Here is a 15,329-nt window from a genome sequence, read left to right on the forward strand (position 1 = left end):
CAGCAAAATGCCTCTTTTGCGCCGCAGCCGACCAATGACATGTGCCAAGCATGAAAACGTGGCGGGCGAAGTGACAATTGAGTAACGAAAGGCCGCGCCGGCTGCTACCGTGTAGGAGTTGCTGGTGAACCTTATTGGCCGATAACCGGTCGATAGTTGCACCTCTGCCCAGGTCTGTCGGTAACCGCTCCGATTCGCCGATCTGGTCAGCTTTATTTCCAGAAGGACCGTCCATGATTCCAATTCAACGTATCGCCTGGCTGAAAGCATGGGGCGCCCATGGCTTCACCGCCACCGGCGTCGTCCTCGCGTTCCTGGCGACCATCGCCCTGTTCGACAATCAACCCAAGGCGTGTCTGTTGTGGTTGGGCATTGCCTTGATCGTGGATGGCGTGGACGGTTCGCTCGCGCGCAAGGTCAACGTGCAGTCGGTGCTGCCGCATTTCGACGGCTCCGTGCTGGATCTGGTGATCGACTACCTGACGTACGTGTTTATCCCCGCACTGTTCATCTACCGCTACATCCCGTTGCCTGAATACACCCTGCTGCTGACCACCTCGATCATTCTGGTGTCGTCGCTGTTCTGCTTCTGCAACACCGAGATGAAGAGCAAGGACAACTATTTTCAGGGCTTCCCCGCCGCCTGGAACGTGGTGGCGTTGTGTGTTTACATTCTGTCTCCCGCGCCGTGGCTGACCTTCATCACCGTTATTTGCCTGGCGCTGCTGACCGTGACCCGGATGAAGTTCCTGCACCCGTTCCGCGTGCGCCGCTTCATGCCGATCAACATCGCTGTGACCAGCGTGTGGTTTCTATGCAGTTTCCTGCTGGTGATCAATCATCCTTACAACGGCTCGTGGGTGCTGAGCCTGTGGCTGGCGATGTCGGCCTACTTTTTGGGCATCTGTATCTGGCGCACGTCGCTTGAATGGATCGACAAGGCGCGGTTCTGATTCGCGCCTGATCTCCTTGAAAACAAAAAAGCAGCCCATCGAACGGCTGCTTTTTTTATGCCTGATACCTTCTCGGCAGGATTCTCTGGATCTCTGGATCACGTGGATCGACTGTGGCAGCGAACCTGTCTCGGCGTATCTGGACTGTTGCCGGTCCGCTCTGCCCCAAGCTGCGTCAAATACGCCCACGGATAGATCCCTCGTTGATGCCCGTCGCTGAACACCAGCTGCAGCCCGTAACCCTGAGCGTGAACCTCCAGCAAGCGAATCGAGTCGGCGACCACGGGCTTCATGCCCCGCAGCCGAAACGCGCGGCACTGGGAGCACGGGCAAAGTTGCCTGAGCTGAACATGACCGATGTGCTGCTCACTGCCGTCCTGCCAGCTCAGGCGCAGCAATTGTCGGTCTCGGGAGTTTCCGATAGAACGCGGTGCCGCAATCATGGCAGTTGCCCCAACGCGATGCGCACGGCCTTGCGCACTTCCGGATCACCGTCGTGCTCCAGTTGCAGCAACGCAGGTCGGGCGCGGCCGTCGCCCAATTCACCCAGCGCCAAGGCTGCTTCCTTGCGCAGGTTGCTGATGCTGTGGGTCAAGGTTCCGACCAGCGACCCGAGCGCGGGCTGATGCCGCAGGCGACCGAGGCTGCGGGTGGCGCGCAAACGCACTTGCCAGTATTGGTCCTCCAGCGCCTCGATCAAGGCGGCACCTGCATCCTGATGCCCGACCTTGCCCAACGTCGTGGCCGCCTCTTCGCGCACTTGCCAGGCCTCATCCCGCAGTGCTGTGCGCAAGGCGGGCAAGACTTCAGCGCCGTTCCCCAGGCCAAGGGCGCCGGTCGCGGCGCGGCGCACGTCGGTGTCGGGGTCATGACTGGCCAGGGCCGCCAGGGTCTCCAGGGCCTGGGTTTGCTTCAACCAACCCAGTACGCCCACGGCTTCGCGCCGTACGCTGGCGTCTTCGTCGGTCAACGCCAACAGCGCGGCTGGCGCTGCCTCTTCCAGACGCAACTCACGCAAGGCCCGGAATGCGGCGATGCGTACGCTGGTCAGGGCATGAGCGGTCCACGGCAAAATCACCCTGCCCGCCTCACTTGTCTTGAGCACACTCAGGCTTTGCGCCGCAGCGTCACGCACCGAGGCCTGAGGGTCGGTCAGCGCTTCGCACAACGCCTGCACCACTTCAGGCTCTTCCCAGGCCTCAAGCAAAACCGCAGCCTGGGCGCGCACGTCCTCTGCCGGGTCAGCGGCCAGACGATCGATCAACCAGTCCAGCCCCTCGGGCTCTTCAAGGTCGGCCAGTTCGATCAGGGCGATGCGACGCACCCCGGCGTCGTCATTTTGCAGTCGAGGCCCAAGCGCCCGGATGTCGGGATGGTCGATGGTTTCAAAGTAGCTATTGAGGTCGGTCATAGGGCCAGTCGCAGTCTGTCGTGGTCGTTGGGAAGCCCGAGGGGATTGAGGCGCGGCAGCTGCCGGCCATCCTCGTGATGCAGCAGTTCAAGGCAATGGCGTTTCAGGCGGGAGAACGCCGGGCTTGTCACCAGTTCGGTGCTTCGCGGGCGGGGGAAGTCCAGGCGCAGGTCTTCGATGAAGCGACCCGGCCGCGAACTCATCACCAGAATCCGGTCGGCGAGAAACAGTGCTTCGTCGATGTCATGGGTGACGAACACCACGGTGGTGCGAATCCTGGTCCAGATGTCCAGCAACAGCGCCTGCATTTTCATGCGAGTCAGCGCATCCAGCGCGCCAAAGGGTTCGTCCATCAGCAACAAACGGGGACGATTTATCAGCACGCGGGCAATCTCCACCCGCTGCTGCATGCCGCCTGACAGCTGATTCGGCCAGTGACCGGCAAACGCCTCCAGCCCTACCAGCGCGAGCATGTCATCGGCGGCGGCCAGTCGTTCGGCCTTGCCGGTGCCGTTCATTTTCAAACCGAAGGCGACGTTCTCCCTAACCGTGCGCCAGGGGAACAACGTGTGTTGCTGAAACACCATGCCCCGTTGCGGCGACGGCCCATGAACCGGCACACCGTCGACATCAAGGCTGCCCTGCGCCGGTTGCAAGTGCCCGGCCAGTGCGCCGAGCAAGGTCGACTTGCCGCAGCCGGACGGGCCCAGGATGCAGACGAACTGGCCCGGTTCTATCTGGCAGTCGATCTTTTGTACGGCCTCGAACGCGGTGTGCTTCTCGCCGAGGATGATCGACAGGCCGCGTATGTCGACGCGGCCGGCCGGGTGGGTAGCGGCATTCATCAGGCTTTCCCTCGTGGTCGATGCCAAGGCGTGAACAGGTGGCCCAGGCGCTTGATCAGCAGGCTGCTGCCCATGCCCAACAGGCCGATCAGCAGCATGCCGACGACGATATCGGCGTAGTTCTGGATGGTGTACGACTCCCAGGTGTAATAACCGATGCCGAACTGCCCGGAGATCATTTCCGCGGTCACCAGACAAAACCACGAAGTGCCCATGCCGATCGCAAGGCCAGTGATGATGCTCGGCGCCGCCCCCGGCAAAATCACCTCCAGCAGGATGGCGTGGCGCCCTGCTCCCAGGCTTTTAGCCGACGCGATCAGCCTTGGGTCGACGCCTTCCACGCCATGCACGGTGTTGAGCAGAATCGGAAACAACGCACCGGTGAAGGTGATGAACACCATGGACAGCTCCGACGACGGGAACATCAGGATCGCCAGTGGAATCCACGCCACTGCCGGTATCGGTCGCAATACTTCCAGCGGTGGCAACAGCAGGTCCTCGGCCCAGCGCGAACGACCGATGACCACGCCCAGCCCCACACCGACCAGCAACGCCGCCGCATAACCCGCAAACACGCGGCTCAGGCTGGCGCTCAAGTGCTGCATCAATCTTCCGGAGTCCACCAGCCCTACGGCGGCCTGTATCACCGCGTAGGGCGTCGGCACATTGCTGAATGTCACCAGCCAGAGATTCCAGTGATTGCTCGCCGCCAATTGCCAGAACAGCAAACACAACAGCAAGGACGCCGCTCTTGGCAACCAGCGCAGTGCAGGATTGGGCATTATCGTGCTCTCCGTCTTGGGTTTAGCGGCTGGCCACAGCGGCTTGAGCGCTGGCGTCGTTGAAGTCCAGCACCTTGCCGCCCTGAGTCTCGGCGAATTGCTGCGCCTGCCCCTTGAGCAGGAACGCGCTCAACCGTCCTTTGGCATCGCTGGCAAACCAGGCCTGATTCGCCAACAGCTTGATGCCGCTGTCCTCAGCCTGGGCGTAGACCGCGCGCACGGCCTTGCCTTCCTTGTTCAGCGCTTCCAGCGCCGTGAACGCTGACTCTGGTGAGGCGTAATGACGGACTTTCGGCTCACCCTTGACCCAGATTTCTGCCACACGGGCAAAGTCGGTGATGGGCTTGCCGGTCAGCGCGTCGTTGGCTTTGAGCGGTGTCTGGGCGTAATTCGCCAGTTGCGCGGAGTAGTCCAGGCCCGATGCCTTGTAAGCGGCGCGGATGTACTGATCGTCGATGAAGGTGTTCAGATCAAGGCCGCGATCGGCCTTTTTCAGCAGTTTGAGGGTGTCGATGGCGGTGCCCACGGCCTGGCGATATTCCGGCTTCCAGGTCTGATCACGGGTCTGCAGACCCAGCGGACCATGGAACAGGTAATTGACCTCGGCCTCGATACCGGTGACTTTTTCGATCAGCTCGCTGTATTTCTCGGGCTCTGCGGCCAGCAGTTGATTGGCTTCGATGCCTGCGCGCAAGTAGGCAACAACCACTTCCGGGTATTTCTTCGCGTAGCTTTCGTCGACCAGTGCGCCGTGGAACGTCGGGCTATTGGATTGCGAGCCATCGTAGATCTTGCGAGCGAACCCTCGGTTCGGAAACAGCTCGCCAAAGGGCACGAAGTCGGCATGGGCGTCGATCTTGTCGGCCTGCAAGGCAGAGCCTGCGACTTCCGGGGCCTGGGCGATGATGTTGACGTCTTTGAGCGGGTCCCAGCCCTGCGCCGCGACTGCACGCAACAACATCCCGTGTGCCGTAGAAGCGAACGGTACGGAAATGGTCTTGCCCTTGAGGTCGGCCAGCGATTGCGCGCTGGAGGCGGTCGGCACCACGATGCCATTGCCGCTGCCCTTGATATTGCCCGACAGCACGCTGATGAACAGACTGCGCTTGCCCGCAGTCTCGAAGGCTACGCCATTGAAGGCGCCGGGGAAGTCGGCCATGGCGCCGAAGTCGAGCTTGCCCGCAACCATTTCATTGGTCAGCGGCGCGCCACTGGTGAAGTTCTTCCACTCGATCCGGTATTGCGCATCCTTGTACTTGCCGTCGTGAGGCAGGTATTTGTCCAGCAAGCCCAGCTCACGAATGAGCAGGCCGCCAGCGGCGCAGTTAATGGTGGTGTCCTGGGTACCGATGGCGATGCGGATGGTTTGCGCCTGTACCGACAGGGTCAATGAAGCCAGCACGAAGCCGGCCAGAGTGGCACGCAATAACATGGATGTATCCCCTCGAATCATTTGCAGGAAGTCGTCTCCGCCACGATCTGGCGTGGTGGGAAACGAGGGGTTTCAGGCGAATCGGCGTCCGCTGTTCACGGATGGCTTTTGGGTGGTCACAGATTGCGCAACGAATCGAGTTTCAGCGCAGCAGGTACGGAATCTCGACCTTGACCGCACCGGTCGGGCAGTCCTTTTCGCAGGGCATGCAATACCAGCATTCGTCGAACGCCATATAGGCTTTCTGGGTCGCGGGATTGATCGCCAGCAGGTCCATGGGGCAGACGTCGACGCACACGGTGCAGCCTTTCTCGGCGATGCACTTGTCCTCGTCCACGGTGACCGGGGCGTTGGAGCGGAAGAAGATTTCCTGGGGCTGGTAAGCCATTTCACGGTGTCCTTGGCGCGTGTCGCGCTCTCTGTCTGGGCAAGGTTTCAAGGGTTTTCAGGCGGCATCGGCCCCCACGCGCAGGCGGTCATAGGCGAGCATTTCCTCGGCGTCCAGCGCCACGATATAGGGCTCGACCGGTTTCTTGAGGCTCACCATGCTGCCGTCATCGCCCTTTTTCAGGTGGGTATGGCAGAACCAGTCGCGGTCGTTGCGCAGCGGATGATCGACGCGATGGTGATACAGGCCCCAGCGGCTTTCGGTGCGATAAAGCGAGGCGCGAGCGGCCATTTCCGCGCAGTCGCGAATCACGCTGACTTCCATGGCGCGCATCAATTCATGGGCATTGCTGGCCTTGAGTTGATCGAGGTCGCGCTCGATGTCGCTGAAACGCTGCAGGCCGATCTGCATCTTTTTCGTCACTTTCGGCGGTTGCAGGTAATCGTTGACGAACCGCCGCAGCTTATATTCGACCTGCGCGGGCGGCAGGCCATGTTCGCGGTCCAGCGGTGCATAGACCCGCGCTTGCTCGCGTTCCAATTGGCCGGCATCGACCTCGGTAAACCCTCGTTCGGCGACATAGTCCGCCGCGTTATTGCCTGCGAACCAGCCATAGGTAAACGCGCCGAGCATGTAGTTGTGCGGCACGGCCGCCATGTCGCCTGCCGAGTACAAGCCCTTGACCGACGTCTCGGCGCGCTCGTTGACCCACACCCCCGACGCCGAATGCCCGCTGCAGAAGCCGATTTCCGAGATGTGCATCTCCACCATCTGGCTGCGATAGTCGGTGCCGCGATTGGCGTGAAACTGGCCGCGACTGGGGCGCTCGTTACTGTGCAGAATCTCCTCGATGTTCTGGATCGTCTCTTCGGCCAGGTGATCGAGCTTGAGGAACACCGGGCCGTTGCCGCTTTCCAGTTCCTGGTGGAACTCCCACATCATCTGCCCGCTCCAGTAGTCGCACTCGATGAAGCGTTCGCCCTTGTTGTTGGCCGTGTAGCCGCCCAGCGGTCCGGTCACATAGGCGCAGGCCGGGCCGTTGTAGTCCTTGATCAGCGGGTTGATCTGGAAGCACTCCAGATTCGCAAGCTCAGCCCCTGCGTGATACGCCATGGCGTAGCCGTCGCCAGCGTTGGTCGGGTTTTCGTAGGTGCCCATCAGGTAACCCGACGACGGCAAGCCCAGGCGTCCGGCAGCGCCGCAGCACAGAATCACCGCCTTGGCCTTGATCACATGGAAGTCGGCGGTGCGGCAATCGAAGCCCATGACGCCATTCACCGCGCCCTCGGCGTCGGTCAGCAGCCGAGTGCAGACCACGCGGTTGGTGATGGTCACCCTCGCCCGCTTAAGCTGGCGGTACAGCACCTTCTTGATGTCGTGGCCTTCGGGCATCGGCAATACATAGGCGCCCATGTGGTGGACTTTCTTCACCGCGTAATCGCCGGTTTCATCCTTCTCGAACTTCACGCCCCAGCGGTCCAGTTGCTCGATGGTTTCGAAACTGTGGGTGGCGTAGGCATACACCGCGGCCTGATTGACGATGCCGTCGTTGGCGATGGTGATTTCCTTGGTGTACTGCTCCGGCGTGGCATGCCCGGGAATGACCGCATTATTGAGGCCGTCCATGCCCATGCTGATCGCGCCGCTGCGTTTGACGTTGGCCTTGTCGATCAACAGCACGCGCAGATCGCGGTTGCGTTCCTTGGCTTTGATCGCTGCCATCGGGCCGGCCGTGCCGCCGCCGATCACCACGATGTCATATTCCTGTTCAAGCACTTGGCGCGTCATGACTGAGCCTCTCGGTGACGGTCGATTCGCAGGCGGTACTGGAATGCATCGCCTCGGTAATAAAGATGTTCAAAGTCCACCGGCTGGCCGTCGGCGGTGTGGGTAAGGCGCTCGATGCGCATGATCGGCGAGCCGGTTTCGACCTCCAGCGCCTGGGTCAGGTCGCTGTCCGCCAGCACCGCGTCGATGGCAAGGTCAGCGTGGCCCAATGTCAGGCCGCAGTCGTTTTCCAGAATCAGAAAGATGTCGCGGGTGACTAGGTCGGCGTTTTCCAGTCGCTCGCCCAGATGCTTCGGCAGCCAGGTAATTTCAAGGGACACCGGTTCACGATTGATCAGCCGTACCCGCCTGATCTGGGTGACGGTCTCGCCTTCGGCGACGTTCAAGCGCTCGGCCACCAGTTTGTCGGCGGGGACGAAGCGAAAGCTGCGCAGACGGTTGATCACCTCGTAGCCGCGACCGGTCATGGATTCGGCCAGGCCTTGCAGGGTGCTGACGTTCTGGAACGCCTTGGGCTTGGAGACGAAGGTGCCTTTGCCGTGGATCTTGAAGATCAGCCCTTCCTTCTGCAGATCGCCCAGTGCCTGGCGCACCGTGATCCGACTGACCTTGAACATCGCGCCCAGCTCGCTTTCCGAAGGCATCTGGCTGTCCGGCGCATATTCGCCGTCGAGAATTCGCCCGCGCAGCAGATCACGCAGCTGACTGTGCAGTGGCACGCTGGAAACAGGGGATAAAGTCGTGGTTGAATCCGTCATTGGCATCACTTGTCATAACGAGTTATGACGTGATCTTAAACAGCTTAAGCAGGCCTCTGGAAATACCGTTTGGATATATGGTTAGTGCGCAATGGCAGGCGCCTCAACCTGCATCATCAGCCCACGTAACCCAAAGGCAACTGTGTGGTGGATTTGATCTGCTCCATGGCAAAGCTCGAACTGATGTCGGTGATCCCCGAGAGCTGGATCAGTTTCTTGTACACCGCGTCGTACCCGGCGATGTCCGGGACCACGATGCGCAGCATGTAGTCGGTATCCCCCGCCATGCGATAGCACTCGACCACTTCGGGCAAGGTCGCGATCAGGTCATGAAACCGCCCCAGCCACTGCGCGTTGTGTTGATTGGTCCGAATCGCCGCGAATACCGTCACCGAGACGTTCAACTGCGCCGGATCGAGCAAGGCCACACGGCCGCGAATCATGCCCTGCTCTTCGAGTTTCTGGACACGGCGCCAGCAGGCCGTGCTGCCCAGGCCGATGCTGTCGGCGATTTCGGCGATGGGTCGGGTGCAGTCGTTTTGCAGGATGCCGAGGATTGCCTGATCGAACTTGTCCATACGATGCCGCTCTGGTTCTGGAATGCAGGTGATATGCCTTGAGGCGATAAAGATAGGCCATATTTTGCTAAGCGCGAAATCATATTCTCCTGAGCGAGCTTAAGTGCGGAAAATAATCTAACCATGAGACAAATCAACGTTCACATATCAATTTTTTTTCACCTTCACGCCGGTAGTATCTCCAGCATTACGGACAGCGCGGATTTCTCCCCCGATGAGCACACTTCCTTGTTACTTCGATTACGCAGCCACAACACCGGTCGATGATCGCGTCATACAGACCATGGTCACGTGTCTGGGCCGCGAAGGCACCTTTGGCAACCCCGCTTCCAGCTCTCACACTTATGGTAATCAGGCACGTCAGGCCGTCGAACTGGCGCGGCGTCAGGTGGCCGAGCTAATCGGCAGCGACGCTGAATCGGTGATCTGGACCTCTGGTGCAACCGAATCCAACAACCTCGCCATCAAGGGCATTGCGCAAGGCGCCAAGGGCCCGCGCCGTCATTTGATCACCAGCGTTATCGAACACAAGGCTGTCATCGACACCGTGCGCCAACTGGAGCAAGCCGGTTTTCCGGTGACCTGGCTTCAGCCCGACAACCAGGGCCTGATCCAGCCCGAGGCCGTGCGGCAGGCATTGCGCGATGACACCCTGCTGGTGTCGCTGATGCTGGTCAACAACGAACTGGGTACCGTCACCGACATCGCCGCCATCGGCCAGATGGTCCGTGACCATGGGGCGATTTTCCATGTCGACGCCGCCCAGGGCGCGGGCAAACTGGCCATCGATCTCAAGGCCCTGGCCGTGGATCTGATGTCGTTTTCGGCGCACAAGACCTATGGCCCCAAAGGCATCGGCGCGTTGTATGTCGGCGAGCGCGCGCGAACCTTACTGGAGGCACAGATGCACGGCGGCGGGCATGAGCAGGGTTATCGTTCCGGCACGTTGGCTACGCACCAGATCGTCGGGATGGGTGCTGCTTATGCGCTGGCCAGCGCCGAAATGGCGGAAGAAGTCCTGCGTATCGGCGAGTTGTCCGCACACCTGCGTGACGGCCTGCTGCAACTGCCGGGGGTCAGCCTCAATGGCGATCCCCGGCAACGCATCCCTCACACCCTGAACATCTGCGTCGATAGCCCCGGTTTCAGCGTCATGAGTCTGGCAAACGATCTGGCGGTCTCCTCGACCTCGGCGTGCAACTCCGCCAGCAGCGCTGTTTCCCATGTGCTTCTGGCCCTTGGTCTTACTCAGGGCCAGGCCGGTAGCAGTCTGCGTCTGAGCCTGGGCCGATACACTCAGGCCGAGGATGTAGAAAAAGCCATCGCTGCCATTGCAGGACGGGTCAACAGCCAGCCCACGACGTTCTGGTGATCGAAAGTAACCTCTAGGGGTTACATTGGCGAAAGTAACCTGTTGAGGTTACTTTCCTGCCAGTTTCAACACCGTCAGACCGACTGCGATACTCACCGCGAAACTGACCAACGTGCCGAGCAACACGTACTCGCTCAGAGAACGCTGCTCGTCGCCCTTGATGTCGTTGAAACGCAGGATGCTTTTGGCGGTGAGCAGAAAACCGATGGCACCCCACTGATCCAGCAGCACGAACGTAAGAATCAGGGCCCGCTCCAGATAACCGATCAGTGTGCCTGCCTTCTTCAACGATCCCTTGCTGCTGACGCTGGCCAACCATGGCGTCAACACTGCACCGATCAGCGCACCCGTAGGCCGCAGCACCAGAACATACCCCAGCACAAACAGCAGATTGCGGGCATTGAACAGCGCTTTGGTCGAATCCAGTGCCCAATGCCAGTACCCCTGGGCCGTCAGCCAGATCACTGTCAACACCATCACCTGCAAGAAGAATTGCAAGACAAAGGCAAAGGGTGATTGCACTTTCGCCATCAGCCAGCGGATCGCTGCCCAAGAGAGTGCGAAGACTATCCCGGCCATCAGTGCCGGCACGCCCGAACGGTTGAAGGCGTACAGCAGCGCCGCTACCCCTGCGCCCTGAAGCACCGTCATGAGCCCATTCTGCAGGGCGGTGAACGGCTGACGACGTCGTTCGCGCCACTGGGTCCTGCCAAAGTCCAGCAGCATGTTCGCCAGTATCAACACCAGCAACACTAATGACCCATCACGCATCCGCCACCTCCAGCAGCCATTGCCGCGTGCACGTCAGGTAACGGTCCAGCAGGCGAGCCTGGCCGCGCTGCAATGCCTTGTTGATGGCCACGCGGGATTTACCCAGATTCTCGGCAATGCTCTGCTGATCGCCAACGCCCAGCAAATGGGCGTGATAGGCCTGCGCCTCGACCACCGTCCACTTGTCGACGATGGCGGCCACGAATTCGGTGACCAGTTCCGCGCCGCGCAGCAGGGATGCGTCGTGGCTGAAGAGTGCCAGGCTCAGCTTCTTCATCCCGTCCAGCCCCTGCCCTGACAGCACGAACGCCTCGCCGTAAGTGCGTCCGACCGTGGCGGCGCCGACCCCGACGGCGATCCGTGCATCCCAGCGTTCCCCTGCGGGACTGGCCGCAATCAGGCCCGCGCGAATCGCCAGTGCGCATTCGAACGCTTGGTGGGTGTGTTTGAGTACCACCTGAAAACCGTCCCCCCGGTAGGTGTCGATGGTCAGCCCGTAGGTTTTCTTGAGCGCGGCCAATACTGACTTGAGACCGCTGAGGTAAGCCTGAGTGTCGCTCACGATTTGTGAGTGCGTAAGGTCGCCGGTGAGGACAGCCTGAGTGGTCATGGAAAGCCCCGTTGGCAATCGTTGGTGGATTGACTATAGGTGAAAATGGGGGAAAGTAACCTAAAAAGGTTACATTTAATAAAGTAACCTAAAAAGGTTACTTTGCATATTGAAGCTGGCAGGGTACCGACAAGTGAACTTGGCGTCGTGACTCTGGCACAATCGCTCATCAGCGTATTCCGACAGAGATGAGCATGGACCTGAACAGCACCTTTCAACGCCTGAACACCGGCAGCAAGAAGTGGAGCCACTACCCCGAGGACGTGTTGCCGATGTGGGTGGCGGACATGGATTTCCCGGTGGCCGAGCCGATCATTCAGGCATTGACCGAACGTCTGCAGCATCCGCTGCTGGGTTATTCCGTGGCCCAGGACAGCCTGCGCAAGACGCTGGTGGCGCATTTGGCGGCGCAATACGACTGGCAGGTGCTGCCCGAAGAACTGGTGTTTCTGCCCGGCGTAGAGCCTGGCGTCAATATGGCGTTGAACGCACTGCTGCCCGCTGGCAGCGGCGTGCTGGTCCAGACCCCAAACTACGCACCATTGCTGCACGCGCCCGCCAACTGGAAGCTGCCGCGCATCGACTTGCCCTTTCACGCCGATGCCAATGGCCAATACCCCACCGACATTGAAGCGCTGAAACGCGCCCTGCCCGCCACCCGCGCCCTGCTCCTGAGCAATCCGCACAATCCGCTGGGCAAGGTCTTCGAACGTGAAGAGTTACGCGCCATCGGTCAGGCCTGTGTCGACAACGACGTGCTGATCATCTCCGACGAAATCCACGCCGATATCCTGTTCGATGGCCGTCGCCACACGCCGATTGCCTCCCTGAGTCCGGAAATCGCCGCGCGCAGCATCACGTTGATGTCTGCCAGCAAGGCGTGGAACATCGCCGGGATGAAAACCGCATTCGCCGTGATCGCTAACCCCGAATTGCGCCAGCGCTTCGACAGCGGGCGGCTGGGACTGGTCGACAGCGTCAATGCACTGGGAATGGAAGCGACTCAGGCAGCGTACAGCCAGGGCGCGCCGTGGTTGGCGCGGGTCACCGTCTATCTACAGGACAATCGCGATTATCTGGCCGATGCCATCAAGACCCGCTTCCCCGGCATCACGATGAACCTGCCGCAGAGCACTTATCTGGCCTGGCTCGATTGCTCAGGTCTGGGGCTGGTGAACCCGCACACATTCTTCCTCACCGAAGCCAAGGTGGCGCTCAGCGCCGGCCCTGAGTTCGGCGACGAGTGCAGCCAGTTCGTGCGCCTGAACTTCGGTTGCCCACGACCGATGCTCGAAGAAGCGCTGGCGCGCATGGAGCGCAGTTTGCAGGACCGCGCTTGACAGCACGGCGGCTCACACCCCCAGCGCTTGCAGGCGTATCAGAAATATTTGAGCCAGAGGATGTCGCGGCGTCGGGCCTTGAGTTCGGCAAACCAACGCACTGCCGGAAACAGCAGCCCGCTGAGGAGCGCCGCACAGCCCCATAATGCTGCGACCGAGTCGAAACCGAAGTAACGCCCCTGGTTGGTTCCCCAGATGGCAACGCCGGCCAGATACAGCAGTTTGAGCGCATACAGGTGCAGCAGATAAAAGAACATCGGTGCTGCACCGAATGTCGCCAGAACCTTCAGCCAGCGCGCGCTACCGCGTCGCTCCATCCACGCCAGCAGCAACAGGCCAAAACCCAGCGTCAGGCAAATGAAGAGCAAAGACGGTGGGTATTTGGTGATGTTGAGGATGCTCATCACGCTGTGGACCGTGGTTTCGCCTGCGACCCAGGGTTTTTCGCCATAACCGTTGAGCGCGCGCAACGTCAGAAACAGTGCCAACAGACCGAAGCCTGAGGCGATCAGGTTCAACTCGCGTTTTTGCGGATCGGCGCCTTTGGCGAACCATGGGCCGGCCGCGTATCCCAGCGCGATGACGCCGATCCATGGCAGCACCGGGTAGGATGTTCGCAGGCGCAAGGTGTCGCAAATCTCTATCCAGCCGCGGTCATGCAGGATCGCCCAGGGAATGTGCATCAGCGATCCCGCGGCAAAATGTACATCGTCCAGCAGGTTGTGGCCGGCGATGATAACTAGCCCAAGGGCGGCCAGCGCCCCGCGTGGCAATGCGACAAGTCCCGCCAGGGCGATCATGCTCAGGCCAATAGCCCAGATCACCTGCAGATAAATCACTGTCGGCGGAAACTGAAAGGTCCAGGCGAAGTTCACCAGCGTGAGTTCCAGAGCGATCAGGATCAGACCCCGCTTGAACAAAAAACCGGCGACCTCGCCCGTTCCCGTACGGCGCTCGCCATAGAGAAAGGCCGAGAGCCCGGTGAGAAACACGAATAACGGGGCGCAGAAATGCGCGAGCGTGCGGCTGAAAAACAGATCCGGGCTGGTGTTGCTCACGTCCATCGGGTCCGCCAGCTGACGGTGCAGAAAGAAGGTTTCGCGAACATGGTCCAACAGCATGAAAACGATGATCAATCCGCGCAACGCGTCGATCGATTGCAGCCTGCCAAGGGAAAGCGAGGCGCCGGGCAAGACCGTCGGCGCGTTCGCAGAATGGGGTTTGTGCTCGAATGTAGATGTGCTCACCCCAGACGATCCTCTGCCGAGGCCTTGGGCAAGAACGCCAAGCCGCTGGATGCAAACGCCACCGCGTCATGTGGATGCAGGCTTTCAAGGTGTCTGACCGCCACGCTGCTGCTCGGGAAGTGCCCGGCCAGCGCTTGCTGAATCTTGCGTGCGGCATCTTCCACGTACATCAGGTTTTGCCCGTTGAGTCGGGCAAATGCCTGTTCGTCGGCACGTTTGACGGCAGTCTGTACCGGCGTGCCCAACGCGTCTTCTACACCATTGATGAGGTTGAGCAAGCCAAGGCATTGCGCGCTCTCATCGATGCGCACCTGAACCCTGGCCACGCTGCGCTGGCTGTGGGGCGTGGCGTGGGAGCCGTTCTGGCGCAGCCACGCCGCCACTTCGCTGCTGTCCACGGGGCGCGCGCCAAAATGAGCGAGAAAGGCCTGTTCGAGCAATTGTCGCGACAACGCCGCCGAACAGGGGCAGGTCGACGAATACGTCACTTCCACACTGACGTCCAGGTCCAGACGGCCCTGCTGCCATTGCGCATCGATGATCACCGGGTAGGACTTCCAGCCGCTCAGCCCCTGGGTGATCAACGCCGGGCGCTTGCACAACAACTCAAACCCCAGGCGCAATCTGGCCTGAGTGGAATGGCAATCGGCGTGGCTCGACACCATCAGTTCCAGCAGCGCGGCGAGGCTCGCCGGGGTGACGGCGTGATGCTCGGCGAAGCGATCAAGCAAGGTGTACAGCCGCGACATGTGAATGCCCTTGATCTGCGGCACCGGGAGGTTCACATGCAAGTCCGCTCGCGCATGCACCGGCGCGTCGACACCGGGCTCGTCGAGGATCAGGGGAATATCGATGCCTTGCATGCCCACCCAATCGAGGGGCAGCAATGCCTGGGATAATTCGGAAGAAGCGACGTCAGGTAGTGGGCTGCTCATGGGGGACTGGATTCTCGAAACGCGAAAGCCACGCGAACACAGAGTGCTCGCCGCACAGAGTTATAACATAACACTCAATGCAGGCATTCAGGCAACGAAAATCCATTGGGAGCCGTTTC

At 60.6% G+C, this 15,329-nt stretch carries 16 protein-coding genes; 3 read left to right on the forward strand and 13 right to left on the reverse strand.

Annotation, left to right across the window (positions count from 1 at the left end; genetic code table 11):
* Window positions 1-233 precede the first annotated feature (233 nt).
* Complete coding sequence (gene pcsA / locus BWR59_RS04065) at window positions 234-953, forward strand: phosphatidylcholine synthase (protein WP_081564345.1); 720 nt, start codon at window positions 234-236, stop codon at window positions 951-953.
* 98 nt (window positions 954-1,051) lie between these two features.
* Here pcsA and BWR59_RS04070 read toward each other — a convergent pair whose 3' ends face one another.
* From BWR59_RS04070 to BWR59_RS04110, 9 genes are all read right to left on the reverse strand, one after another.
* Window positions 1,052-1,396 carry a gamma-butyrobetaine hydroxylase-like domain-containing protein gene (locus tag BWR59_RS04070; RefSeq protein WP_081564346.1) on the reverse strand — a complete coding sequence of 115 codons (345 nt, stop codon included), beginning with the start codon at window positions 1,394-1,396 and terminating at the stop codon, window positions 1,052-1,054.
* Window positions 1,393-2,364: a HEAT repeat domain-containing protein gene (locus BWR59_RS04075; protein ID WP_081564347.1), complete on the reverse strand. Its 972-nt coding sequence runs from the start codon at window positions 2,362-2,364 to the stop codon at window positions 1,393-1,395. The genes BWR59_RS04070 and BWR59_RS04075 overlap by 4 nt, the downstream gene beginning before the upstream one ends.
* Entirely contained in the window at window positions 2,361-3,209 is an 849-nt protein-coding gene (locus BWR59_RS04080; protein WP_081564348.1) for an ABC transporter ATP-binding protein, read from the reverse strand. The genes BWR59_RS04075 and BWR59_RS04080 overlap by 4 nt, the downstream gene beginning before the upstream one ends.
* Complete coding sequence (locus BWR59_RS04085; protein WP_081564349.1) at window positions 3,209-3,991, reverse strand: ABC transporter permease; 783 nt, start codon at window positions 3,989-3,991, stop codon at window positions 3,209-3,211. Before BWR59_RS04085 ends, BWR59_RS04080 begins: the two co-directional genes overlap by 1 nt.
* 22 nt (window positions 3,992-4,013) lie before the next feature.
* Complete coding sequence (locus BWR59_RS04090; RefSeq protein ID WP_081564350.1) at window positions 4,014-5,423, reverse strand: ABC transporter substrate-binding protein; 1,410 nt, start codon at window positions 5,421-5,423, stop codon at window positions 4,014-4,016.
* Window positions 5,424-5,565: 142 nt separating this feature from the next.
* Window positions 5,566-5,811, reverse strand: a complete 246-nt coding sequence (locus BWR59_RS04095; RefSeq protein WP_003217650.1) for a ferredoxin family protein — start codon at window positions 5,809-5,811, stop codon at window positions 5,566-5,568.
* A 57-nt stretch (window positions 5,812-5,868) separates the two neighbouring features.
* Complete coding sequence (locus tag BWR59_RS04100; protein ID WP_081564351.1) at window positions 5,869-7,599, reverse strand: fumarate reductase/succinate dehydrogenase flavoprotein subunit; 1,731 nt, start codon at window positions 7,597-7,599, stop codon at window positions 5,869-5,871.
* Entirely contained in the window at window positions 7,596-8,357 is a 762-nt protein-coding gene (locus BWR59_RS04105; RefSeq protein WP_081564352.1) for a GntR family transcriptional regulator, read from the reverse strand. The genes BWR59_RS04100 and BWR59_RS04105 overlap by 4 nt, the downstream gene beginning before the upstream one ends.
* A 116-nt stretch (window positions 8,358-8,473) precedes the next feature.
* Complete coding sequence (locus tag BWR59_RS04110; protein ID WP_081564353.1) at window positions 8,474-8,935, reverse strand: Lrp/AsnC family transcriptional regulator; 462 nt, start codon at window positions 8,933-8,935, stop codon at window positions 8,474-8,476.
* Window positions 8,936-9,149: 214 nt separating this feature from the next.
* On the opposite strand from BWR59_RS04110, the gene BWR59_RS04115 reads away from it, so the two are divergent.
* Entirely contained in the window at window positions 9,150-10,307 is a 1,158-nt protein-coding gene (locus BWR59_RS04115) for an aminotransferase class V-fold PLP-dependent enzyme (protein ID WP_081564354.1), read from the forward strand.
* Between the two features lie 48 nt (window positions 10,308-10,355).
* Here BWR59_RS04115 and BWR59_RS04120 read toward each other — a convergent pair whose 3' ends face one another.
* The gene (locus BWR59_RS04120; protein WP_081564355.1) at window positions 10,356-11,078 is read right to left on the reverse strand and encodes a hypothetical protein; all 723 of its coding nucleotides are present in this window, start codon (window positions 11,076-11,078) and stop codon (window positions 10,356-10,358) included.
* Window positions 11,071-11,688, reverse strand: coding sequence for a hypothetical protein (locus BWR59_RS04125; protein ID WP_081564356.1), 618 nt, complete (start codon window positions 11,686-11,688; stop codon window positions 11,071-11,073). Before BWR59_RS04125 ends, BWR59_RS04120 begins: the two co-directional genes overlap by 8 nt.
* 188 nt (window positions 11,689-11,876) lie before the next feature.
* On the opposite strand from BWR59_RS04125, the gene BWR59_RS04130 reads away from it, so the two are divergent.
* On the forward strand, window positions 11,877-13,028 hold the full coding sequence (locus BWR59_RS04130; RefSeq protein ID WP_081564357.1) for a MalY/PatB family protein: 1,152 nt from the start codon (window positions 11,877-11,879) through the stop codon (window positions 13,026-13,028).
* Window positions 13,029-13,066: 38 nt separating this feature from the next.
* On the opposite strand, the gene BWR59_RS04135 is transcribed toward BWR59_RS04130, so the two are convergent.
* Both BWR59_RS04135 and folE2 read right to left on the reverse strand, forming a co-directional pair.
* Window positions 13,067-14,221: a DUF1624 domain-containing protein gene (locus BWR59_RS04135; RefSeq protein ID WP_081564496.1), complete on the reverse strand. Its 1,155-nt coding sequence runs from the start codon at window positions 14,219-14,221 to the stop codon at window positions 13,067-13,069.
* Between the two features lie 50 nt (window positions 14,222-14,271).
* Window positions 14,272-15,210, reverse strand: coding sequence for a GTP cyclohydrolase FolE2 (gene folE2, locus BWR59_RS04140; RefSeq protein ID WP_081564358.1), 939 nt, complete (start codon window positions 15,208-15,210; stop codon window positions 14,272-14,274).
* Between the last annotated feature and the right edge of the window lie 119 nt (window positions 15,211-15,329).

This window comes from Pseudomonas sp. Bc-h, from assembly GCF_002080045.1.
Lineage (GTDB): Bacteria > Pseudomonadota > Gammaproteobacteria > Pseudomonadales > Pseudomonadaceae > Aquipseudomonas.

Coding starts and splice junctions, on each gene's coding strand:
- BWR59_RS04085 (WP_081564349.1), bottom strand. CDS start 3,991: ATGCCCAATCCTGCACTGCGCTGGTTGCCAAGAGCGGCGTCCTTGCTG.
- BWR59_RS04120 (WP_081564355.1), bottom strand. CDS start 11,078: ATGCGTGATGGGTCATTAGTGTTGCTGGTGTTGATACTGGCGAACATG.
- BWR59_RS04080 (WP_081564348.1), bottom strand. CDS start 3,209: ATGAATGCCGCTACCCACCCGGCCGGCCGCGTCGACATACGCGGCCTG.
- folE2 (WP_081564358.1), bottom strand. CDS start 15,210: ATGAGCAGCCCACTACCTGACGTCGCTTCTTCCGAATTATCCCAGGCA.
- BWR59_RS04125 (WP_081564356.1), bottom strand. CDS start 11,688: ATGACCACTCAGGCTGTCCTCACCGGCGACCTTACGCACTCACAAATC.
- BWR59_RS04115 (WP_081564354.1), top strand. CDS start 9,150: ATGAGCACACTTCCTTGTTACTTCGATTACGCAGCCACAACACCGGTC.
- BWR59_RS04100 (WP_081564351.1), bottom strand. CDS start 7,599: ATGACGCGCCAAGTGCTTGAACAGGAATATGACATCGTGGTGATCGGC.
- BWR59_RS04110 (WP_081564353.1), bottom strand. CDS start 8,935: ATGGACAAGTTCGATCAGGCAATCCTCGGCATCCTGCAAAACGACTGC.
- pcsA (WP_081564345.1), top strand. CDS start 234: ATGATTCCAATTCAACGTATCGCCTGGCTGAAAGCATGGGGCGCCCAT.
- BWR59_RS04070 (WP_081564346.1), bottom strand. CDS start 1,396: ATGATTGCGGCACCGCGTTCTATCGGAAACTCCCGAGACCGACAATTG.
- BWR59_RS04095 (WP_003217650.1), bottom strand. CDS start 5,811: ATGGCTTACCAGCCCCAGGAAATCTTCTTCCGCTCCAACGCCCCGGTC.
- BWR59_RS04130 (WP_081564357.1), top strand. CDS start 11,877: ATGAGCATGGACCTGAACAGCACCTTTCAACGCCTGAACACCGGCAGC.
- BWR59_RS04105 (WP_081564352.1), bottom strand. CDS start 8,357: ATGACGGATTCAACCACGACTTTATCCCCTGTTTCCAGCGTGCCACTG.
- BWR59_RS04090 (WP_081564350.1), bottom strand. CDS start 5,423: ATGTTATTGCGTGCCACTCTGGCCGGCTTCGTGCTGGCTTCATTGACC.
- BWR59_RS04075 (WP_081564347.1), bottom strand. CDS start 2,364: ATGACCGACCTCAATAGCTACTTTGAAACCATCGACCATCCCGACATC.